This is a genomic window from Seonamhaeicola sp. S2-3, assembly GCF_001971785.1.
Taxonomy (GTDB): domain Bacteria; phylum Bacteroidota; class Bacteroidia; order Flavobacteriales; family Flavobacteriaceae; genus Seonamhaeicola.
In genome coordinates this window covers 1,740,780-1,759,426 of the sequence record NZ_CP019389.1, presented here as the reverse complement: position 1 = coordinate 1,759,426, position 18,647 = coordinate 1,740,780, and the positions used below count along the sequence as shown (strand labels likewise).

The window sequence follows — 18,647 nt, the reverse complement described above, 5'->3', positions numbered from 1 at the left end:
AAATAAAAAAAGCGGAATCAAGATTTGATTCCGCTTTTTTATGCTCTACATGTTACTATCATTTAAAATATAACTCTAGTGCACCAGAGTTTACAAAACTATTCTCTTTAGAATATACATAGAATTTATATTTACCAGCCTCATAAAAATCATGAGAAAAAAAAGTGTAATCATAACTTTTATTAATGTTATAAACTAAATCTTTAACTTTAGTATATTTTTTAACAAAATTAGAATATTTATATAGGTAAACCCTTAATTGTTCAGTATTCAATTTATTAGGGTAATTGTCTACATACACCCATATTTTTCCGCCCTTATTTCGATCTATTGAAAATCTAGTATACTGTTTAGACTTTCCTGGTATTTTATTATCATTTTGTTTTACTGATACATTAGAAAAATAAACTTTTGATTTTGTATAAAGCCCTGTTTTATTACTTGTAAAATTAGAATACAAAGACGTTTTTTTCTTTGGCTTTCTAGCTTCAATAATAGCATTTATCTCTTTAACCGTTTTAATTGGTAGTTTTTCACCTGTCATAGTGTTAATAGAAGCCAAACGTTCTGGCATAGTTAAACCATTATCAATTATCTTTTTATGGGTTTTACTATCTATTGCCGATATATAATACATACCATTTATACCACTTACTAAACCAATGCCAGTTATATTTCCTTTTGCAGTTGCAATACCTATAACCTTATTTTTTTCACTAAAAACAGGCCCACCACTGTTCCCTCCATGAATTTCTGCATCGGTTTTTAAATAACCATAATCTGAATTAAAATTAAAATCTAGTCCACTCATTATACCAATGCTTAAAGTACTCATATCTTTAAGCGTTAAATTTGAAGAACCTCTTACCTGTTGCGGGTATCCATAAACACACAATTGTTCTCCTTGGGCAACATCATCAGAGTTACCAATAGGTATGGTGGTAAACGTTTCTCTTACTGGATTACCTTCAAAATCACTAATAATTTTTAACAATGCCCCATCATAATTTCCAGAACCTATAGCAACTACCTCTGCTTTATAAAGTTTATAATCATTTTCATGATGACTATTAAACACCTGGATTACAGGTATAGGGTGACCAGTATTATAAACTTTAACAAGGTTTTTGTTCTTAACTATATCTTCAGAATAAACAGAAATGGTTGGTTTTATCTTTTTATTTTTATCATAATAATTATAATCTATGTAACCTTTAACACAATATTCTACTACGTGCTTGTTTGTAAATAAATATCCATCATCTGTAACAAAAAAACCAGAGCCTCGGCTTAAATACCCTGAGCCTTCTTTTTTCTTCTCTAATTCCGGATCAAAAATTAGCACCTTAACAACTCCTTTTTGGTATTTATTAGCTATTAATTTGGTATCTAACTTTTGCTTTTCACAAGACCCCAAAATAAGCATCAATACAAACAAGAAAAATGGATTACATAATCTACTCATAATTAATTATTTAATTGTAAAAATAATAATTCTACGTAACCAACAAATTAAAATTACTTAAAATAATTTTTGAATATCTATGTGTTAAATCTATTTGTATATTTGCTAAACCTCAAAAAACATTATGAAATATAAAAGAATACTTCTAAAATTATCAGGTGAAGCCTTAATGGGAAATCGCCAGTATGGTATAGACCCAGAACGTTTAGCCGAATATGCGCAAGACATAAAAACCATTACCGATAAAGGTGTAGAAGTAGCCATTGTAATAGGTGGTGGTAACATTTTTAGAGGTGTTGCCGGAGCCAGTAAAGGTATGGATAGAGTACAAGGAGACCACATGGGAATGCTAGCAACCGTAATTAACGGATTAGCTTTACAAGGTGCTTTAGAAGATGCTGGAATACCTACCAGACTACAAACTGCTATAAAAATAAATGAAGTAGCAGAACCTTTTATTAGAAGAAGAGCCATGAGACACCTAGAAAAAGGGCGCGTAGTTATTTTTGGTGGTGGTACAGGAAACCCATATTTCACAACAGATTCGGCAGCTGTTTTAAGAGCCATTGAAATTGAAGCAGATGTAATTTTAAAAGGTACACGTGTAGACGGTATTTATAATGTAGATCCAGAAAAAGATGATACTGCCATTAAATTCAATAATATCTCTTTTGATGAAGTTTTACGAAAAGGTCTAAAAGTTATGGATACAACAGCCTTTACGCTTAGTCAGGAAAATGAATTACCAATTATTGTTTTTGACATGAATAAGAAAGGAAATTTACTCAAAGTGGTGTCTGGAGAAAAAATTGGCACCGTAGTTAACGTATAAAATTGGCGTAATTTTTGAATAGTTACTGTCAAACAAAAATTATATCATAATGAACGAAGACATACAATTTATATTAGACACTGCTAAAGAATCTATGGATAATGCCATAGCTCATTTAGAAAAACAATTAGCAAATATTAGAGCAGGAAAAGCATCTCCTGCAATGCTTGGAAGTGTTATGGTTGATTATTACGGGTCTCAAACACCGTTAAACCAAGTAGCAAATGTAAACACACCAGATGGAAGAACCATTACTGTTCAACCATGGGAAAAAAACATGCTACAAGAAATAGAACGCGCTATAATGATTGCCAATTTAGGTTTTAACCCTATGAATAATGGCGAAAGTATCATTATTAACGTACCTCCTTTAACTGAAGAACGAAGACGAGATTTAGCAAAACAAGCAAAATCTGAAGCTGAAGATGCCAAAATAGGTATTAGAAACGCCAGAAGAGATGCTATGCATGATATTAAAAAATTAGACGATGCTTCTGAAGACCTTAAAGCTAATGCTGAAATTGACATACAACAAATGACAGATTCTTACGTTAAAAAAACGGATGACATTTTAAGTGTTAAAGAAAAAGAAATCATGACTGTTTAAATAAGTTAAAAAAAGCGACTTTAAAGTCGCTTTTTTTAACAAACCTTTCCACTTTACCAACTATATGTTAAAACAATGCGCTTTATTAATTTATATTCTTTGTTTTAATGTATGTTATGCACAATCTTCACTAAAAAACACTATTGAAGTAGCCAAAGATTCTGTTAAAAAAAAAGCTTTTGTAAAGCATCTTGGTAATGGGTATCTGCCTACTAAATATTTCAATTTTGATTTAAGGTATTTAATTAAATTTAACCAATACGAAGGCATTAGAACCGGAATTGGTGGTACCACCAACGATACGTTTTCTAAAAAGTTTAGAATTAACGGTTATTCTGTTTACGGGTTTAAAGATGACCGCTTTAAGTTTGGTGTAGGTGCTGGTTTTAAAATTGCTAAAAAAACCAATACGTGGTTAAACTTTTCTTACACCGATGATTTACAAGAAACCGGCAGTACAAAATTTTTAACAGATGGCAGATTTTTTCAGTTTTTTGAACCCAGACTACTCAATATTGACTTGTTTCACAAACACATTACCAAAGCCTTTTCAATAGAACATCAGCTTTTAAACTCGGTATCAACAAAAACAGAATTTTCAATAAGCAGAATTCATCCAACTTATAATTATGTGTTTAATTCAGATAATGTATCTCTTAGTAAGTTTCATGTAAGTATGGCTAAAATTGCTTTTCATTGGAGTCCGTTTAGTGAATTTACCTCATCAGAAAACGAAACTAAAGAAACTAAATCTGGCTTTCCTAAATTCACGTTACAATATTCAAAGAGTATTAAAAATGTGTTTAAAAGCAACTTTAATTTTTCTAAAATAGATTTTAGAACGGTGCATAAATTTATTGTTGAAAAAGACAATTATACTGAAATAACTCTAGTCTCTGGAATTGCAAATGGCGACACACCATTAACACACATGTACCACGCCTACCCTAACAATATTACTAAAGAAACCGTAATGCAACGATTTTCTGTTGCAGGACTAAATAGCTTTGAAACCATGTATTTTAATGAGTTTTTTTCAGATAAGTTTACAACCATTCAATTAAAACGTTTCTTTAAACCCTTTCATGTTTCAAAACGGTTTAAGCCACAACTGGTACTTATTTCAAGATATGCCATTGGCGATATGAAACAACCAGAAAAACATGAAAATATTACGTTTAAATCTTTAAAAAAAGGATATACAGAATCTGGTTTTGAAATAAATAAATTGTTCTTTGGTTTTGGTTTAAGCTTTACTTACCGCTACGGAGCCTACTATTTGCCCGAATTTACAGATAATATAGCTTTAAAGTTCACATTTAACGTGACTTTATGATGTTATATAAGCGTTTTTTCTACCTTTGCGCTGCTTTATAAAAAGGTATGTTTAAACTGTTTAGCAAAGACTTTTGGGGTGTTACCGCAAGATTGATTTTACGCAACAAAATCATTATTCTTGTTGGTATTATTATTACTACGTATTTTTTTAGCCTACAGTGGGATAATATGCGTTTTACCTACACAGAGGCCAACCTCTTACCAGATGATCATGAAGTAAACATTACTTACAATAATTTTTTAGAAACCTTTGGTGAAGAAGGCAACCTTATTGTTCTTGGTGTAAAAGACAGTTCGTTATTTACTGTTGAAAAGCTAAATGCTTGGAATGAACTCTCTGAAACATTTAAAAATTACGATGAAGTAGAAACTGTTGTTTCTATTAAAGATCTTCAAAAATTAGTTAAAGACACTAAAAATGAAAAGTTCAATTTAGAACCTTTTATTAAAGATTCCATTTCATCAATTGCACAAATTGAGAAACTTCAAAAAGAATTATTTCATAAATACCCATTTTATGATAATTTCTTATTTAACAAAGAAACCAAAACGGTTAGAACTGCTATATATCTTAAAAAAGATATTGTAAATACTTCTGCAAGAAAAGATTTTGTAATTGATATTCTATCTAATAAAATTAAAACCTTTGAAGAAGCAAACGACCTAGATGTTAGAGTTTCTGGAATGCCATACATTAGAACGCTTAATTCTCAAAATATTATTGATGAAATTAATCTCTTTGTAATTGCAGCATTATTAGTTACATCTATTATTTTCTTTTTCTTTTTTAGGTCTTTCAGAGCCACATTTATTTCTCTTATTGTTGTATGCATTGGTGTTATGTGGACTTTGGGAATTATTGGGCTTCTTAACTACGAAATAACTGTTTTAACAGCCTTAATCCCCCATTAATTATCGTTATAGGTATACCAAATTGTATCTTTTTAATTAATAAATACCAACATGAAGTAAAGTTACATGGCAATAAAGTAAAATCGTTACAACGCGTTATCACTAAAATTGGTAATGCTACTTTAATGACCAATGTTACTACAGCTTCGGGGTTTGCAACATTTATACTTACAGAAAGTAAACTACTAAAAGAATTTGGTGTAGTAGCCTCATTAAGTATTTTGGCTATTTTTATTTTGTGTTTATTAATAATTCCTATTATCTACACATTTTTACCTCACCCTAAAGACCGCCACTTAGAACATTTAAATAAACGTTGGATTGGTGGTTTTGTAAATTGGATGGAATGGATGGTAAAACAAAAACGTATTGCTATTTATACCACCGCCGTAACACTTCTTATAGTTAGCATTATTGGCATTTACCAAATAAAAATTTCTGGTAGTTTAGTTGAAGACATGCCAAAGGAAACTGAATTCTTTAAAGATATTAGGTTTTTTGAAGAAGAATTTAACGGTATCATGCCTTTAGAGTTTATGATAGACACCAAGCGTAAAAAAGGTGTTATGAAACTATCTACACTCAAACGTATGAATGAGTTAGAAGATTTAATTATAGAAACACCAGAGCTATCAAAACCAATATCTGTAGTAAGTTTAGTTAAATATTCTAAACAAGCCTACTACAATGGCAACCCAAAATACTATCAGTTACCTACATCTCAAGAAAACAGTTTTATTTTATCATACGCTAAAAACTCATCTTCAAATGTAGATCTGCTCAATAATTTTGTTGACAGCACAGGGCAATATGCCAGAATTACTACGTTTATGAAAGACATTGGCACCGATAAAATGGAGCGCATTGAAGAGAATATTCAAAATAAAATTAACAAAGTTTTTCCAAAAGAACGTTATAATGTAACCATGACTGGTAAGGCTCTTGTTTTTCAAAAAGGAACTAAATACTTAGTAAAAAACCTAGCCATTTCATTATCATTAGCCATCTTTTTGATTTCTATATTTATGGCTTATATGTTTAGATCTGGTAGAATGATTGTAGTGTCATTAATACCAAATTTATTACCATTGCTTGTAACTGCTGGTTTAATGGGATATTTAGGAGTACCCATAAAACCCTCAACCATTTTAGTTTTTAGTATTGCTTTTGGAATTTCGGTTGATGATACCATCCACTTTCTGGCAAAATACAGACAAGAATTACAAGCCAACAACTGGAAAATTAAAACCTCTGTTTATGGCGCCCTACGCGAAACAGGAGTAAGTATGTTTTACACATCTATAGTTTTATTTTTTGGTTTTTCAGTATTTACCATCTCTAGTTTTGGTGGCACTGTGGCTTTAGGGGCTCTTGTGTCTGCAACCCTATTATTTGCCATGTTATCTAATTTACTCTTGCTTCCTTCTTTACTACTATCATTAGAGCGTAGTATTGCTAATAAAGAAGTACTAAGAGAGCCTGCCATTAATATTATTCCTGAAGAAGACGGAGAAGAAGACGAAGAAGAATAGTATTTCAATAAATAATGTTTTTTAAATTTTTAGTTATAGAATTTTAATTTTGGCCATTTTAAACTTGGAAGCCGAAAGGCTTTTTTTATATTTACATTCTAAATTTAGATAATAAATGCAGTCATACACCGTTTCAGAACTATTATCACAAGATATTGTCTTTCCTGAAGTAGAAGTAAAAGGTTGGGTTAGAACTTTTAGGGCTAACAGATTTATTGCTTTAAATGATGGCTCAACATTAAACAACATTCAATGTGTTGTAGATTTTGAAAAATTTGATGAGTCAATTTTAAAACGCGTTACAACAGGTGCTGCCATTCATGTAACCGGAGAACTAGTTGAGAGTCAAGGTAAAGGTCAAAAGGTTGAAATTCAAGTAAAAACACTTGATATTTTAGGAGACTCAGACCCTGAAACCTACCCTATTCAGCCCAAAAAGCACACCTTTGAATTTTTAAGAGAAAACGCCCATTTACGCACCAGAACAAATACATTTAGTGCCGTAATGCGTTTGCGCTCTTCGCTGTCATTTGCTATCCATAAATATTTCAATGAGCAAGGGTTTTATTATATGCATTCCCCTATTATTACAGGTAGTGATGCCGAAGGTGCTGGAGAAATGTTTAAAGTTACAAGTTTAGATATAAACAACTTACCAAAAAATGACAAGGGTAAAATAGATTACTCACAAGATTTCTTTGGAAAAGAAACCAACCTAACAGTTTCTGGTCAATTAGAAGCAGAAACCTACGCCATGTCTTTGGGTAAAGTATATACTTTTGGACCAACTTTTAGAGCCGAAAACTCAAATACATCTCGCCATTTAGCAGAATTTTGGATGATTGAACCCGAAGTAGCCTTTATGGATTTAGCTGGCAATATGGATTTAGCCGAAGATTTTCTTAAATACGTTATAAAATACATTTTAGAAAACAACAGCGAAGATTTAGAGTTTTTAGATAAGCGTTTGCAAGATGAAGACAAAAGAAAACCGCAAGCCGAAAGAAACACCATGACGCTTACTGAAAAACTAAAGTTTGTTACAGACAACCATTTTAAACGCGTAAGTTATACCGAAGCTATTGACATTCTACGTAATTGTAAACCCAATAAGAAAAAGAAATTTAAATATATTATTAATGATTGGGGCTCTGATTTACAAAGTGAACACGAACGTTTTTTAGTTGAAAAACACTTTAAATGCCCTGTAATTCTTTTTGATTATCCTGCTAACATCAAGGCATTTTATATGCGCTTAAATGACGATGGTAAAACCGTAAGAGCCATGGATATTCTATTCCCTGGTATTGGTGAAATTGTTGGTGGCGCACAACGTGAAGAACGCCTAGATGTACTAAAAGAAAAAATGGCAGCCATTAATATTCCAGAAGAAGAGCTATGGTGGTATTTAGATTTACGTAAATTTGGTACCGCAGTACACTCTGGTTTTGGTCTAGGTTTTGAGCGTTTAGTTATGTTTGTAACTGGCATGAGCAACATTAGAGACGTAATTCCTTACCCAAGAACGCCACAAAATGCAGAATTTTAGTGTTTTTTGATAATGGTATAAGTATGTATTGTAGTTAAAAGAATTTTTATACTTTTATCTTAAACCAAATCAAAATATGCTCAAACAACATTTACAGTTTAAATTATCGCAAAAACTATCGCCGCAACAAATTCAATTAATGAAATTGATTCAGTTGCCTACACAAGCTTTTGAGCAAAGACTAAAACAAGAACTTGAAGAAAATCCTGCTCTAGAAGGAGGTAAAGAAGATAACGATGATTTCGATTCTGAATTTGAAATTAACGATGACTATAACGATAGCGAATCTATAAATGCAGAAGATATTAATGTTGATGAATATTTAAGTGATGACGAAATCCCAGATTATCGTACCCACGCCAACAATTACAGTAATGACGATGAAGAAAAAACCATGCCTTATGCAGCAGGAACATCTTTTACTCAACACCTTATAAATCAACTAAACACTTACAGATTAACTGATGAAGAACGAGATATTGCTGAATTTTTAGTTGGTAGTGTAGATGAAAGCGGATACATTCGTAGATCGTTATCAGACATAATGGATGATTTAGCGTTTACTCAAAATGTTTACACTGAAGAATCTAAAATTGAAGAAATATTAAAAATAGTCCATCAATTAGACCCTGCAGGTGTGGGGGCCAGAAACCTACAAGAATGCCTCAGTATACAATTACACCGAAAAGAAAAAACTGCACCGGTAGCATTGGCAATTGATATTATTGATAACGCTTTTGAACAGTTTACCAAAAAGCACTACAAAAAGTTAATTCAAAAATTTGATATTACTGAAAACCAATTAAGAGATGCCATTTCTGAAATTGAACATCTTAACCCAAAACCTGGTGGCTCTTATTCTGGTAACAATCGTATAATAGAACATATAGTTCCAGACTTTGCTATTAAAATTGTAGATGGTGAATTAGAACTAACACTTAATGGCAGAAATGCGCCAGAGTTACACGTGTCTAGAGAATATAATAACATGCTAAAAGGCTATAAAGACTCTAAAGACAAATCAAAATCTCAAAAAGATGCTGTAATATTTATTAAGCAAAAATTAGATGCTGCTAAATGGTTTATAGAAGCTATTAAGCAACGTCAACAAACCCTTTTTGTAACTATGAGCGCTATTATGCATTACCAAAAAGAATATTTCTTAACAGGTGATGAACGTAATTTAAAACCCATGATTCTTAAAGACATAGCAGACAAAATTGATATGGATGTATCTACAGTTTCAAGGGTTGCCAATAGTAAATATGTAGATACACCTTACGGAACTAAATTGATAAAAGAATTCTTTTCTGAATCAATGAAAAATGACCAAGGTGAAGACGTTTCAACTAGAGAAATAAAGAAAATTCTAGAAACAGTTATTGAGGAAGAAGACAAGAAAAAACCGTTAACTGATGAAACTCTTGCGGGCATTTTAAAAGAAAAAGGATATCCAATTGCCAGAAGAACAGTTGCTAAATACAGAGAGCAATTAGATATTCCTGTTGCTAGACTACGTAAAAAAATCTAATGAATCATATCCTAAGAAGTATTTCATTTATTTTTCACCCATTATTTATGCCATTATTGGGGGTGATTTTTTACTTCTCTAAGTCACCTAGATTCATTCCTAAAGAAGTTATTTGGGCTAAACTAGTATCGCTTTTTATACTCACTATTGTACTTCCTATATTGCTTTATTTTTTACTAAAAACTTTAGGAAAAGTAAAGTCTGTTTACCTTGAAACCACAACCGAACGTATTTTTCCGCTACTACTTAATTGTATTGTTGTTTTAATAGTTATTCAAAGAATTTTAACCCCAACACAAATTATTGAACTGTACTATTTCTTTATAGGAATTTTAATCTCAACCATAATGTGTTTAGCACTTGTTATTTTTAAATTTAAAGCCAGCATACATATGATGGCCGTTTGTGGTGTATTTATGTTTTTTATTGCGTTAAGTATTCATTTTAGTATAAATATTAACGGTACATTGGCTTTAATGGCTATAATAATGGGTGCAATTGCAACTTCAAGACTACACATGAATGCACACACCTATAAAGAATTAATAATGGGTGTTTTTATAGGCATTGTTCCGCAATTAATACTGGTGCCTTATTGGTTATAAAAAGTAAAACATTAACCCAATTTTTACGGCATTCATGTCTAGATTTTCATCATTCATAGTGGCGCCTTCAGAAAAAATAGGATTTAAACCGTAGTACATGTATAAATTCCAAGTATTATAACCAACACTTAAAGTTAAACCATACTGAAAATCATTAAAATCTTCAATATCTGTAAATTTTATATTTCCCAAATCGCCTTTATACTTAACAGAATGTGCTATCATATAACCTACTTTAAAGCCTGTATAAATACGCCAAAAACTATATTCTGTTGGTGTTGAAGTTCGCCATCTAAACTCAAAAGGCACCTCAATTAAATGGCTTGAAAATTTATTTTTTGTATAATCAGAGTCTTCCAACAAAGTATATGTAACTACATCATTAACCTTGTTAATACGTATATTTTGATTAAAGGAATTAGCAGAATAGCCAAGTCCTAATCCTAAAGCAATATTTCTTCTTTTGTTAATTGGAATATCTTTAATATACCCTAAATGAAATCCTAAAGAAAAACCACTTTGCGATACATCTGAGGGTTGCTTACCCAATACATTGTAAGTTGCACCAGCATAAAATTGATCCTCCTTATATAGTGAATCTACTTCTTTTATATTTTGTTCTTGAGCTAGAACACAATTAAAGAAACCAGATAAAAGAAATATGAAAACTAAAAAAAATCTCATTAAATAATTGATTAATTTACTAACACACAATTTTAATTAAAATTGTTCAGCTATAAAATAAAAAAGGCGTTTTGAAATATCAAAACGCCTTTTTTATAAAATTAAGAATGTACAACTAATTTCTTCCAAATACACTTCCCTTTTTGGTAGTGTAATTTATTTTTAGCGCATTTACTTTACGTAACTCTTGCTTAATATCACCAATTAACCCCATGTTTGCATCACTATCAACTTTTAAAGCTGTAGTTAAAAAAGGAACTAATTCTTCTCTTTTAGAAGCTCTTTCAGCTGCAATAAAAGCAGCAATTTCATTTACATTTGCAAGTTTATCATTTAATTGAATTCTTGCTTCTGTACCGTACTGCTTAAAATTTTCACTTGGTTTACCTGCGTATATGTACATTACCAAATCCTTTTTATCAAGCTTTTCAACTTGATCTGCAAAAGGTAAGTTATTTTCAATCATTAAGGTGTTTTCCCTCATTACTGTGGCCACCATAAAAAAGAACAATAACATAAATACAATATCTGGTAAAGATGCGGTTGATATAGCTGGTAAAGCTCCACTCTTTTTCTTTTTAAATTTAGACATAGTCTGGATAATTTTAAATTAATCTATTACTTCTGAAAGTTTTTGAGGATATTCAGCTTTAATTCTGTCTATCTTCTCTTTTAACTTTTCTTTGTTACCAGGCCAATTAACATCTTTATAGTTGGCTTGCATTTCTGTAAAAGAAGTTCCATACAGAGACATAGCTCTTCTATTACGCAATACATTATAAGCTGCTACAAGCTCATTTTGAACCGCTATATAGGTTTTGTATGTTGTTTCTCTTTCATTCTTTAAAGAAATAATAGCTTTATCAGGATTATCAGATGATTTTGGATCTTTTTTTCCTCCACAATAAGTACAGGTTCCATCACCACCATTGTCTAAAAACTCAATGGCTGCTTGTCTTAAATCCTTAAGCTCCATTAATTCGTCCTCTACAAGCAATTGATCTTTACCATTTAATAAGACAGTAAAAATGTTCTTTTGCTTAATTACTACATCCTCATCAGATTCCTCCATTGGAGGCAATTTACGGTTAATACCAGAATCAACCTCGATAGTTGTTGTTACTAAGAAAAATATTAGTAGTAAGAACGCAATATCGGCCATGGAGCCCGCATTTACTTCTGGTGCTGCTCTTTTTGCCATAATATTATTTATTAAATATTTTCTTAACTCCAGAGAAAGCCATTGAAGCTATAGCTAAAAACGCTAACACATAAAATGTGTATAAACCTGCTCCTACTTTCTTTGATGTTGCTTCAGTTATATCTTGTCCTTTATCTGTAAACGGTTTTAAGTCTAAATCCGTTCCAGATGATATAGCGTAAGATATAAATACAATTGCTAAAAAGACTCCTACAGTTAACAGCGTTTTTTTAATATTTCCTGCAAATAGTCCTTTAATAACAAAAATTACAACTAGCGCTACAACTATCCCAAGTATCACATAAGTAACATATAACATATTACCCACCGTACTAAGGGCGCTTTCTTCATCTCCCGCTATAATCATTAGTGCAAAAATTGCACCAATAATAGCAAGAGCAAAAGCTACTATTTTTAATACTTTATGTAAACCCATAATTTTTTATTATTTTAATTATTACTTTTTATGTCTGATTAATAAGTCCATTAATGTAATAGAGGCATCCTCCATATCATTAACTATACTATCAATCTTAGCAATAATGTAATTATAAAAAATCTGAAGTATAATAGCTACTATAAGACCAAATACTGTTGTAAGAAGTGCTACTTTAATACCACCAGCTACTAATGATGGTTGCATGTCTCCAGCTGCTTCAATTTTGTCGAATGCTTGAATCATACCAATTACCGTACCCATGAATCCTAACATTGGAGCCAAAGCGATAAATAATGAAATCCAAGAAACGTTTTTCTCTAATTGTCCCATTTGAACACCTCCATAAGATACAACAGCTTTTTCAGCGGCATCTAAACCTTCATCTGTTCTATCTAATCCTTGATAGAATATAGAGGCAATAGGCCCTTTTGTGTTTCTACAAACTTCTTTAGCTGCTTCAACACCACCTGATGATAATGCGTCTTCAACGTTTTGAGTTAATTTTTTTGTGTTTGTAGTTGAAAGGTTTAAAAAGATAATTCTCTCGATAGCAATTGCTAAACCTAGAATTAAACATAACAAAACAATCCCCATAAATTCAGGACCCCCTTCAATAAATCTCTTTTTTAATTCTTGATGAAATCCAAGTGTTTCTTCAGCAGGTGCTGCGTCATCATCTTGAATTGTAGTTGCTACAGTTGTTGCTGTAGTTGTAGTTGCAATTGTAGTTGCATTAGCAGTTCCAAATACCATCATTCCTGTAACGGCAAGGATAGAAAATAATCTTTTCATGTCTAGATCTTAATTTTATTTGTTAAAGTGTTAAAGATAAAAAAAAAAAGTAACTAATCAGATAAAAATAACAGCAGAGAGGAAGGGATTCGAACCCTCGATACCCTTTTGAGGTATACACACTTTCCAGGCGTGCGCCTTCGACCACTCGGCCACCTCTCTTTATAATATTTCAGTACTATTAATTACGGGGGATGAAATAACAAAAAAATCTTTAAACCTTAAAATTTTACACTGTTAATTTTACATCATTTCTCCTCTAATAGGCATTTCGTATACGTTTTTAAAGTTTTCTTTAGAAATATTCTCTCCTAACAAGTACATTAACTTACAAACTGCAGCTTCTGTAGTAATGTCTTTGCCCGAAATAACACCTATACTTTTTAAATTACTACTGGTTTCATAATGCCCCATTAAAACACTACCACCAGAACACTGTGTTATATTAATAATATGAATGCCTTTAGAAATGTTTTCTTCTAGCAAATTAATAAACCATGATTCTGTGGTGCAATTACCCGACCCATAGGTTTCTATTATAACCGCTTTTAGCTGTGGTGTATTAAATATGCTTTCTATAACACTTTTTGTAATTCCTGGGAACAATTTTATTAAAGCTATATTATTATCAAAGTTTTTATGAACCTTTAGCGCTTTGTTAGCATCTGGTTTAAATAGATATTTCTTATTAATTTTTAAATGCACTCCAGACTCTGCTAGCTCTCTATAATTTGGAGAATCGAATGCTTGAAAATGTTCTGCATTAATTTTTGTAGTTCTGTTAGCCCTGTATAATTTATATTCAAAATACAAACACACCTCTTGAATTACTGGTATGCCATTTTTTTGTAAAGATGCCACTTGTATAGATGTTATTAAATTTTCTTTAGCATCGGTTCTTAAATCTCCAATAGGCAACTGCGACCCTGTAAAAACTACTGGTTTTGATAAATTTTCTAACATGAAACTTAATGCCGAAGCTGTATAACTCATGGTATCACTTCCGTGAAGAATTACAAATCCGTCAAATTCATTATAATTAGTTTCTACAAGTTCTGCTATTTGAACCCAATATTGTGGATTCATATTACTAGAGTCTATAGGTTCTTTAAAAGACACTGTTTTAATATTACAATCTAAGAGTTGTAATTCTGGAATTTTATTTAAAAGTGAATTAAAGTTAAATGCTTTTAAAACACCTGTTTTAAAATCTTTAACCATCCCTATAGTTCCACCAGTGTAAATAAGTAATATGTTAGGTTTAGTGTTACTCATTTTTTAAATTTTAAAAATGTCTTTTGAGTTTTGAGTGGTTATACTGGCAATGTCTTCTGCTGGTAAATTATATATTTCTGATAGTTTATCTAGCACCTTTAATATATATAGGCTTTCGTTTCGTTTTCCTCTGTATGGTGTTGGTGCTAAATATGGCGCATCAGTTTCTAAAACAATATGTTTTAAATCAATTTTATTTAAAAATTTATCAATTTTACCGTTTTTAAACGTTGAAACACCGCCTATACCTAACTTCATATTATATGATATAGCTTGTTGCGCTTGCTCTAATGTTCCTGTAAAACAGTGAAATACACCAAACAAATCGGCATCATTAACAGCTTCTAAAACTTCAAATATTTCATCAAAAGCTTCTCTGCAATGTATTACTATGGGCAGTTTGTAGTGTTTAGCTAATGCTATTTGGTGTTTAAAGGCCTCTATTTGAATTTGCAAGGTGCTTTTATCCCAATATAAATCTATACCTATTTCGCCAACAGCATAAAATTTTCGGCTTGCAAGCATCTCTTCAACATGTTTTAACTCTTCTTTAAAATTTTCTTTTACATGGGTTGGGTGTAAGCCCATCATTAAAAACACATTGTTTGGAAAATCTTTTTCCAACTGCAGCATTGCGCTTGTATAGGTTGAATCTATTGCCGGAATAAAAAACCTAGTTATATTTTGATCTATAGCACGTTGTATCATTTCATGCCTATCGTCATCAAAAGCTTCGCTATATAAATGGGTGTGGGTATCTGTAATTATCATGCGTATGGTTTTGTTAACGCTTGTTTTTTCGGTAAAAATAAAAAAGTCATCTGTTTAATGATGACTTTCTTAATATAACTTTAATTTAGGTAACTTTAATCTAGTTTCTTTATTAGTTTTTGTGCCTTGTTGTAATTGTTGGCGTCTTCTGGTAGTGTTTTTAAGATTTCTAAAGATGCCTCATAATCTTTTTGCTTTAGTTTACTTAACCCTAAATACCAAATAGCATCGTTTTTAAAAGCAGAATCTTCTTTTGAAAGCTTTTCTAATAAGGCATCGGCTTCGTTAAATTTATCTAATTCTATTAAAGCTATACCTTTATAAAGTTGAAATTCTTTGTTTGCTGTATCTTGTTTTAAAAGTTGGCTAAATGCCTCTTCTGCTTTAGCAAAATCTTTGGTATTAAATGCATTTTCAGCAGTTTTTAGTAAAGTGTTTTGCGAACCTCTAACAGTTAAACTAATGGTTTCATAGCTATTATAATCACTAAAGTTTGGGTTTGAGAATTGATTGAATGTAAATAACCCAATAAACAAAAGAACACAGGCTGCAATTGCATATTTATAAAATGGAAATACTTTTGGTTTTGGCTTTTGTTCTAATTTTGTTTCTTCTTGATTAAAATACTTATCTGAAATCTTTTTTACGTTCTCTTTAAATGCTGCTGAAGCTGCTTCGTTTTCAAACTTATTTGCTAAAAAAGAAGACAACTCTTTATAGGTGTTGAAGGCTTGATTAAATTCTGGTTCGGTTTGTAATTGTAATTCAAAATTGGCCATTTCTTCTTTAGATAACGCTCCCGATAAATAGGATTCAAATAATATGTAATTTTTATCTTCCATGACAATTAATTATTAAGCTGGTTAAATTTAGGTGAGCCTTGAACCATTTTTGTTAATTTACCAATACATAAAGATTTTTTCTTTCTAGCATAGGCATAGGTTACACCTAAACTTTTTGCTACTTCTTCCATAGATTTTATTTTAAAAGTAGCCGTTAATAAATCTTTACAAGCTTTTCCTAGTTTATTAAACATTTCTGAAAAAAGGGCCTGTTTTTCACTAAATACTGATGTTTCAAAAGCTAGTTCTTGAGCCTCGTCATCTTTAGATAATACTTCCTCATTAATTGTTACCTCTTTATTTGAAGATTTTTTTAACTCATTGAGCCATTTACGCTTACATAACAGAAAAAAATATGCGTCAAAAGGGCATGTAAGTTGTAATTTTTTTTGACTTGCTTGATTGTAAATAGCTATAAGTGTTTCTTGAATTACGTCTTGAGCTTCATCTGTACTTCCGCTATTCTGCTTTATATAATTAACCACTTTAGGGGCAAACTTGTCATAAATAGATTGAATAATAAATGCGTTGTTTTTTAACAATCCATCTATGTATTTCTGGTCTTCATGAATTTTTTTTTCGCTCATTACCCCTTGTATTTGCTACTAAAGTAAAAAAAGTTTGAAATAAAAGGGTAACAAATTTTAAATGGTTTTGATATAAGGGTGTAACAGTCAAAAATTAAGACGAAACAAAAATTTAATTAATCCATAAAAAATTTAGAAATCATGAAAAAATCAATTTTAATTATCGGAACCGTAGTATTATCAATATTAAACCTAAATGCTACAAATGAAAACAAGACCCTTAACACATTAAATGAAGTGGTTGAAATTACAAGAAACAACATTGCTCAAGTTTTTGAGTGGAAAGTTGAAACTGCAAAAAGCACTTATTCTGGAACCTCTTTATCTCTAGAACAAGCTAAAAAAATGATTGACTTAGCTAGCTCTGGCGAAGTTGTAACCGCAAAAGAAATTAAAAGTTATTTTGTTTTAAAGTCTGAAGTTAATACCAGCAACAAAAGAAACTATTTCTGGGAAGTTGAAACCACATCTGGTACTGCAAGAGGGTATTCTTCATCTGAAGCTTATGCACATAAAATGATAGCATTAGTAGCCTCTGGCGATGCTATTGTAAACAAAATAATTATTAGTCAACCTCAACAATAATGTCACACTAAGCACAGTCGAAGTGAAAAAAAACCAAAAAACAGGGTAACAAAATAATTACCCTGTTTATATAAACATGAATAACAATTAAAAACAAATCTATTATGAACACTTTAAAGAACATTTTCGGACTTTTATTAATGACAACTTTAATCTTTACAAGTTGTACAAAATCAGACGATGGTGAAAACCCAACTTTTGAAGCACCATCACAAGAAGAATTCAACGCGCTTTTTGAAGAAGCTCTTATCAACAATACGCAAAATTTTCAATTTAATGCAGAAGACGGTTGGATAAATCTAACCTCAGACAACGGTGTATCTATAGGAATTAACAGTAGCTGTTTAACCCTTAACGGAGACCCCGTAACCGGTACTGTAGATTTAGAATATATTGAACTTTTTGATAAAGGTTCTATGCTTACTACAAACAAACCTACTATGGGAATTATGCCTAATGGCGATAAAGCCCTATTAATTTCTGGTGGCGAATTTTTTATTGAAGCTACACAAAACGGAACGCCTTTAGATATTTCTTGCGACATCCAATTAGGTATTCCTTCAGAATTAACTGGTGGTATTGACAACGACATGATTTTATGGACTGGTACTATTGATGAAGATGGTAATCTTGCTTGGGAAGAAGACGAACGCGATGGCGCTAATGGCGAAGGTGGCATTTTCTTTGAAGGAAACTTATACTACGCTTTTCTTGATAACTTTGGTTGGACTAACGTAGATAGATTTTATAACGACCCCAGAGAAAAAACAACTATTTTAGTAGATGCACCTGAAGGTTATGACAACACAAACTGTAATATCTACTTATCATACGATGGGGAAGATAACGCATTAGCCTACTTAGATACTTACGATTCTAACACAGGGTTATTTAGTGAACATTACGGACAAATTCCAATTGGTTTAGAATGTCATGTAATTTTTGTAACCGAAGAAAACGGCAACTACAAATACGCTATAAAAGGTGTAACCATAGCAGAAAACGAAACAATTACTTTCACTGAAAACGAAACTAGTGTAGTAACAGAATCTCAACTAGTAAACATTATTAATAATCTACCATAAATACATTTTCATCAC

18 protein-coding genes, 1 tRNA gene and 1 pseudogene are annotated in these 18,647 nt (G+C 31.4%); 9 read left to right on the top strand and 11 right to left on the bottom strand.

The features are described 5' to 3' along the window. Positions 1–58 precede the first annotated feature (58 nt). Complete coding sequence (locus BWZ22_RS08105; RefSeq protein ID WP_083692238.1) at positions 59–1,465, bottom strand: serine protease; 1,407 nt, start codon at positions 1,463–1,465, stop codon at positions 59–61. Between the two features lie 124 nt (positions 1,466–1,589). On the opposite strand from BWZ22_RS08105, the gene pyrH reads away from it, so the two are divergent. From pyrH to BWZ22_RS08070, 7 genes and pseudogenes are all read left to right on the top strand, one after another. After that, positions 1,590–2,297: a UMP kinase gene (gene pyrH, locus BWZ22_RS08100; RefSeq protein ID WP_076699217.1), complete on the top strand. Its 708-nt coding sequence runs from the start codon at positions 1,590–1,592 to the stop codon at positions 2,295–2,297. A gap of 49 nt (positions 2,298–2,346) precedes the next feature. Further along, positions 2,347–2,904 carry a ribosome recycling factor gene (gene frr, locus BWZ22_RS08095; RefSeq protein WP_076699215.1) on the top strand — a complete coding sequence of 186 codons (558 nt, stop codon included), beginning with the start codon at positions 2,347–2,349 and terminating at the stop codon, positions 2,902–2,904. Positions 2,905–2,968: 64 nt separating this feature from the next. Then, on the top strand, positions 2,969–4,240 hold the full coding sequence (locus tag BWZ22_RS08090; protein ID WP_076699214.1) for a DUF5686 family protein: 1,272 nt from the start codon (positions 2,969–2,971) through the stop codon (positions 4,238–4,240). Between the two features lie 47 nt (positions 4,241–4,287). Continuing rightward, a pseudogene (locus BWZ22_RS08085) lies at positions 4,288–6,686 on the top strand (RND family transporter). 115 nt (positions 6,687–6,801) lie between these two features. Continuing rightward, positions 6,802–8,235, top strand: a complete 1,434-nt coding sequence (asnS, locus tag BWZ22_RS08080; RefSeq protein ID WP_076699212.1) for an asparagine--tRNA ligase — start codon at positions 6,802–6,804, stop codon at positions 8,233–8,235. A gap of 76 nt (positions 8,236–8,311) precedes the next feature. Then, a complete protein-coding gene (gene rpoN / locus BWZ22_RS08075) occupies positions 8,312–9,766 on the top strand; it encodes an RNA polymerase factor sigma-54 (protein WP_076699211.1) in 1,455 nt (484 codons plus the stop codon). Beyond that, positions 9,766–10,371 (top strand): hypothetical protein, encoded by a 606-nt coding sequence (locus BWZ22_RS08070; protein ID WP_076699209.1) that lies wholly within the window; start codon positions 9,766–9,768, stop codon positions 10,369–10,371. Before rpoN ends, BWZ22_RS08070 begins: the two co-directional genes overlap by 1 nt. Here BWZ22_RS08070 and BWZ22_RS08065 read toward each other — a convergent pair. From BWZ22_RS08065 to BWZ22_RS08020, 10 genes are all read right to left on the bottom strand, one after another. After that, a complete protein-coding gene (locus tag BWZ22_RS08065; RefSeq protein WP_076699208.1) occupies positions 10,366–11,055 on the bottom strand; it encodes a porin family protein in 690 nt (229 codons plus the stop codon). The genes BWZ22_RS08070 and BWZ22_RS08065 overlap by 6 nt on opposite strands. 115 nt (positions 11,056–11,170) lie before the next feature. Further along, positions 11,171–11,647, bottom strand: coding sequence for a biopolymer transporter ExbD (locus BWZ22_RS08060; RefSeq protein WP_076699206.1), 477 nt, complete (start codon positions 11,645–11,647; stop codon positions 11,171–11,173). A gap of 18 nt (positions 11,648–11,665) precedes the next feature. Further along, positions 11,666–12,256, bottom strand: coding sequence for a biopolymer transporter ExbD (locus BWZ22_RS08055; protein ID WP_076699205.1), 591 nt, complete (start codon positions 12,254–12,256; stop codon positions 11,666–11,668). Positions 12,257–12,260: 4 nt separating this feature from the next. Beyond that, on the bottom strand, positions 12,261–12,692 hold the full coding sequence (locus tag BWZ22_RS08050) for a hypothetical protein (protein WP_076699203.1): 432 nt from the start codon (positions 12,690–12,692) through the stop codon (positions 12,261–12,263). 21 nt (positions 12,693–12,713) lie between these two features. Beyond that, on the bottom strand, positions 12,714–13,487 hold the full coding sequence (locus BWZ22_RS08045; RefSeq protein WP_076699202.1) for a MotA/TolQ/ExbB proton channel family protein: 774 nt from the start codon (positions 13,485–13,487) through the stop codon (positions 12,714–12,716). Between the two features lie 74 nt (positions 13,488–13,561). After that, positions 13,562–13,649 (bottom strand) — tRNA-Ser (locus BWZ22_RS08040). Between the two features lie 81 nt (positions 13,650–13,730). Next, complete coding sequence (locus tag BWZ22_RS08035) at positions 13,731–14,762, bottom strand: asparaginase (RefSeq protein WP_076699200.1); 1,032 nt, start codon at positions 14,760–14,762, stop codon at positions 13,731–13,733. Between the two features lie 3 nt (positions 14,763–14,765). Then, on the bottom strand, positions 14,766–15,533 hold the full coding sequence (locus BWZ22_RS08030) for a TatD family hydrolase (RefSeq protein WP_076699199.1): 768 nt from the start codon (positions 15,531–15,533) through the stop codon (positions 14,766–14,768). Positions 15,534–15,628: 95 nt separating this feature from the next. After that, on the bottom strand, positions 15,629–16,375 hold the full coding sequence (locus BWZ22_RS08025; protein WP_076699197.1) for a tetratricopeptide repeat protein: 747 nt from the start codon (positions 16,373–16,375) through the stop codon (positions 15,629–15,631). 5 nt (positions 16,376–16,380) lie between these two features. Continuing rightward, a complete protein-coding gene (locus BWZ22_RS08020; protein WP_076699196.1) occupies positions 16,381–16,962 on the bottom strand; it encodes an RNA polymerase sigma factor in 582 nt (193 codons plus the stop codon). A 141-nt stretch (positions 16,963–17,103) separates the two neighbouring features. Here BWZ22_RS08020 and BWZ22_RS08015 point away from each other — a divergent pair, with 141 nt between their 5' ends. Both BWZ22_RS08015 and BWZ22_RS08010 read left to right on the top strand, forming a co-directional pair. Beyond that, positions 17,104–17,547, top strand: a complete 444-nt coding sequence (locus BWZ22_RS08015) for a hypothetical protein (protein WP_076699194.1) — start codon at positions 17,104–17,106, stop codon at positions 17,545–17,547. A 104-nt stretch (positions 17,548–17,651) separates the two neighbouring features. Then, positions 17,652–18,632, top strand: coding sequence for a hypothetical protein (locus tag BWZ22_RS08010; protein WP_076699193.1), 981 nt, complete (start codon positions 17,652–17,654; stop codon positions 18,630–18,632). Positions 18,633–18,647: the final 15 nt, after the last annotated feature.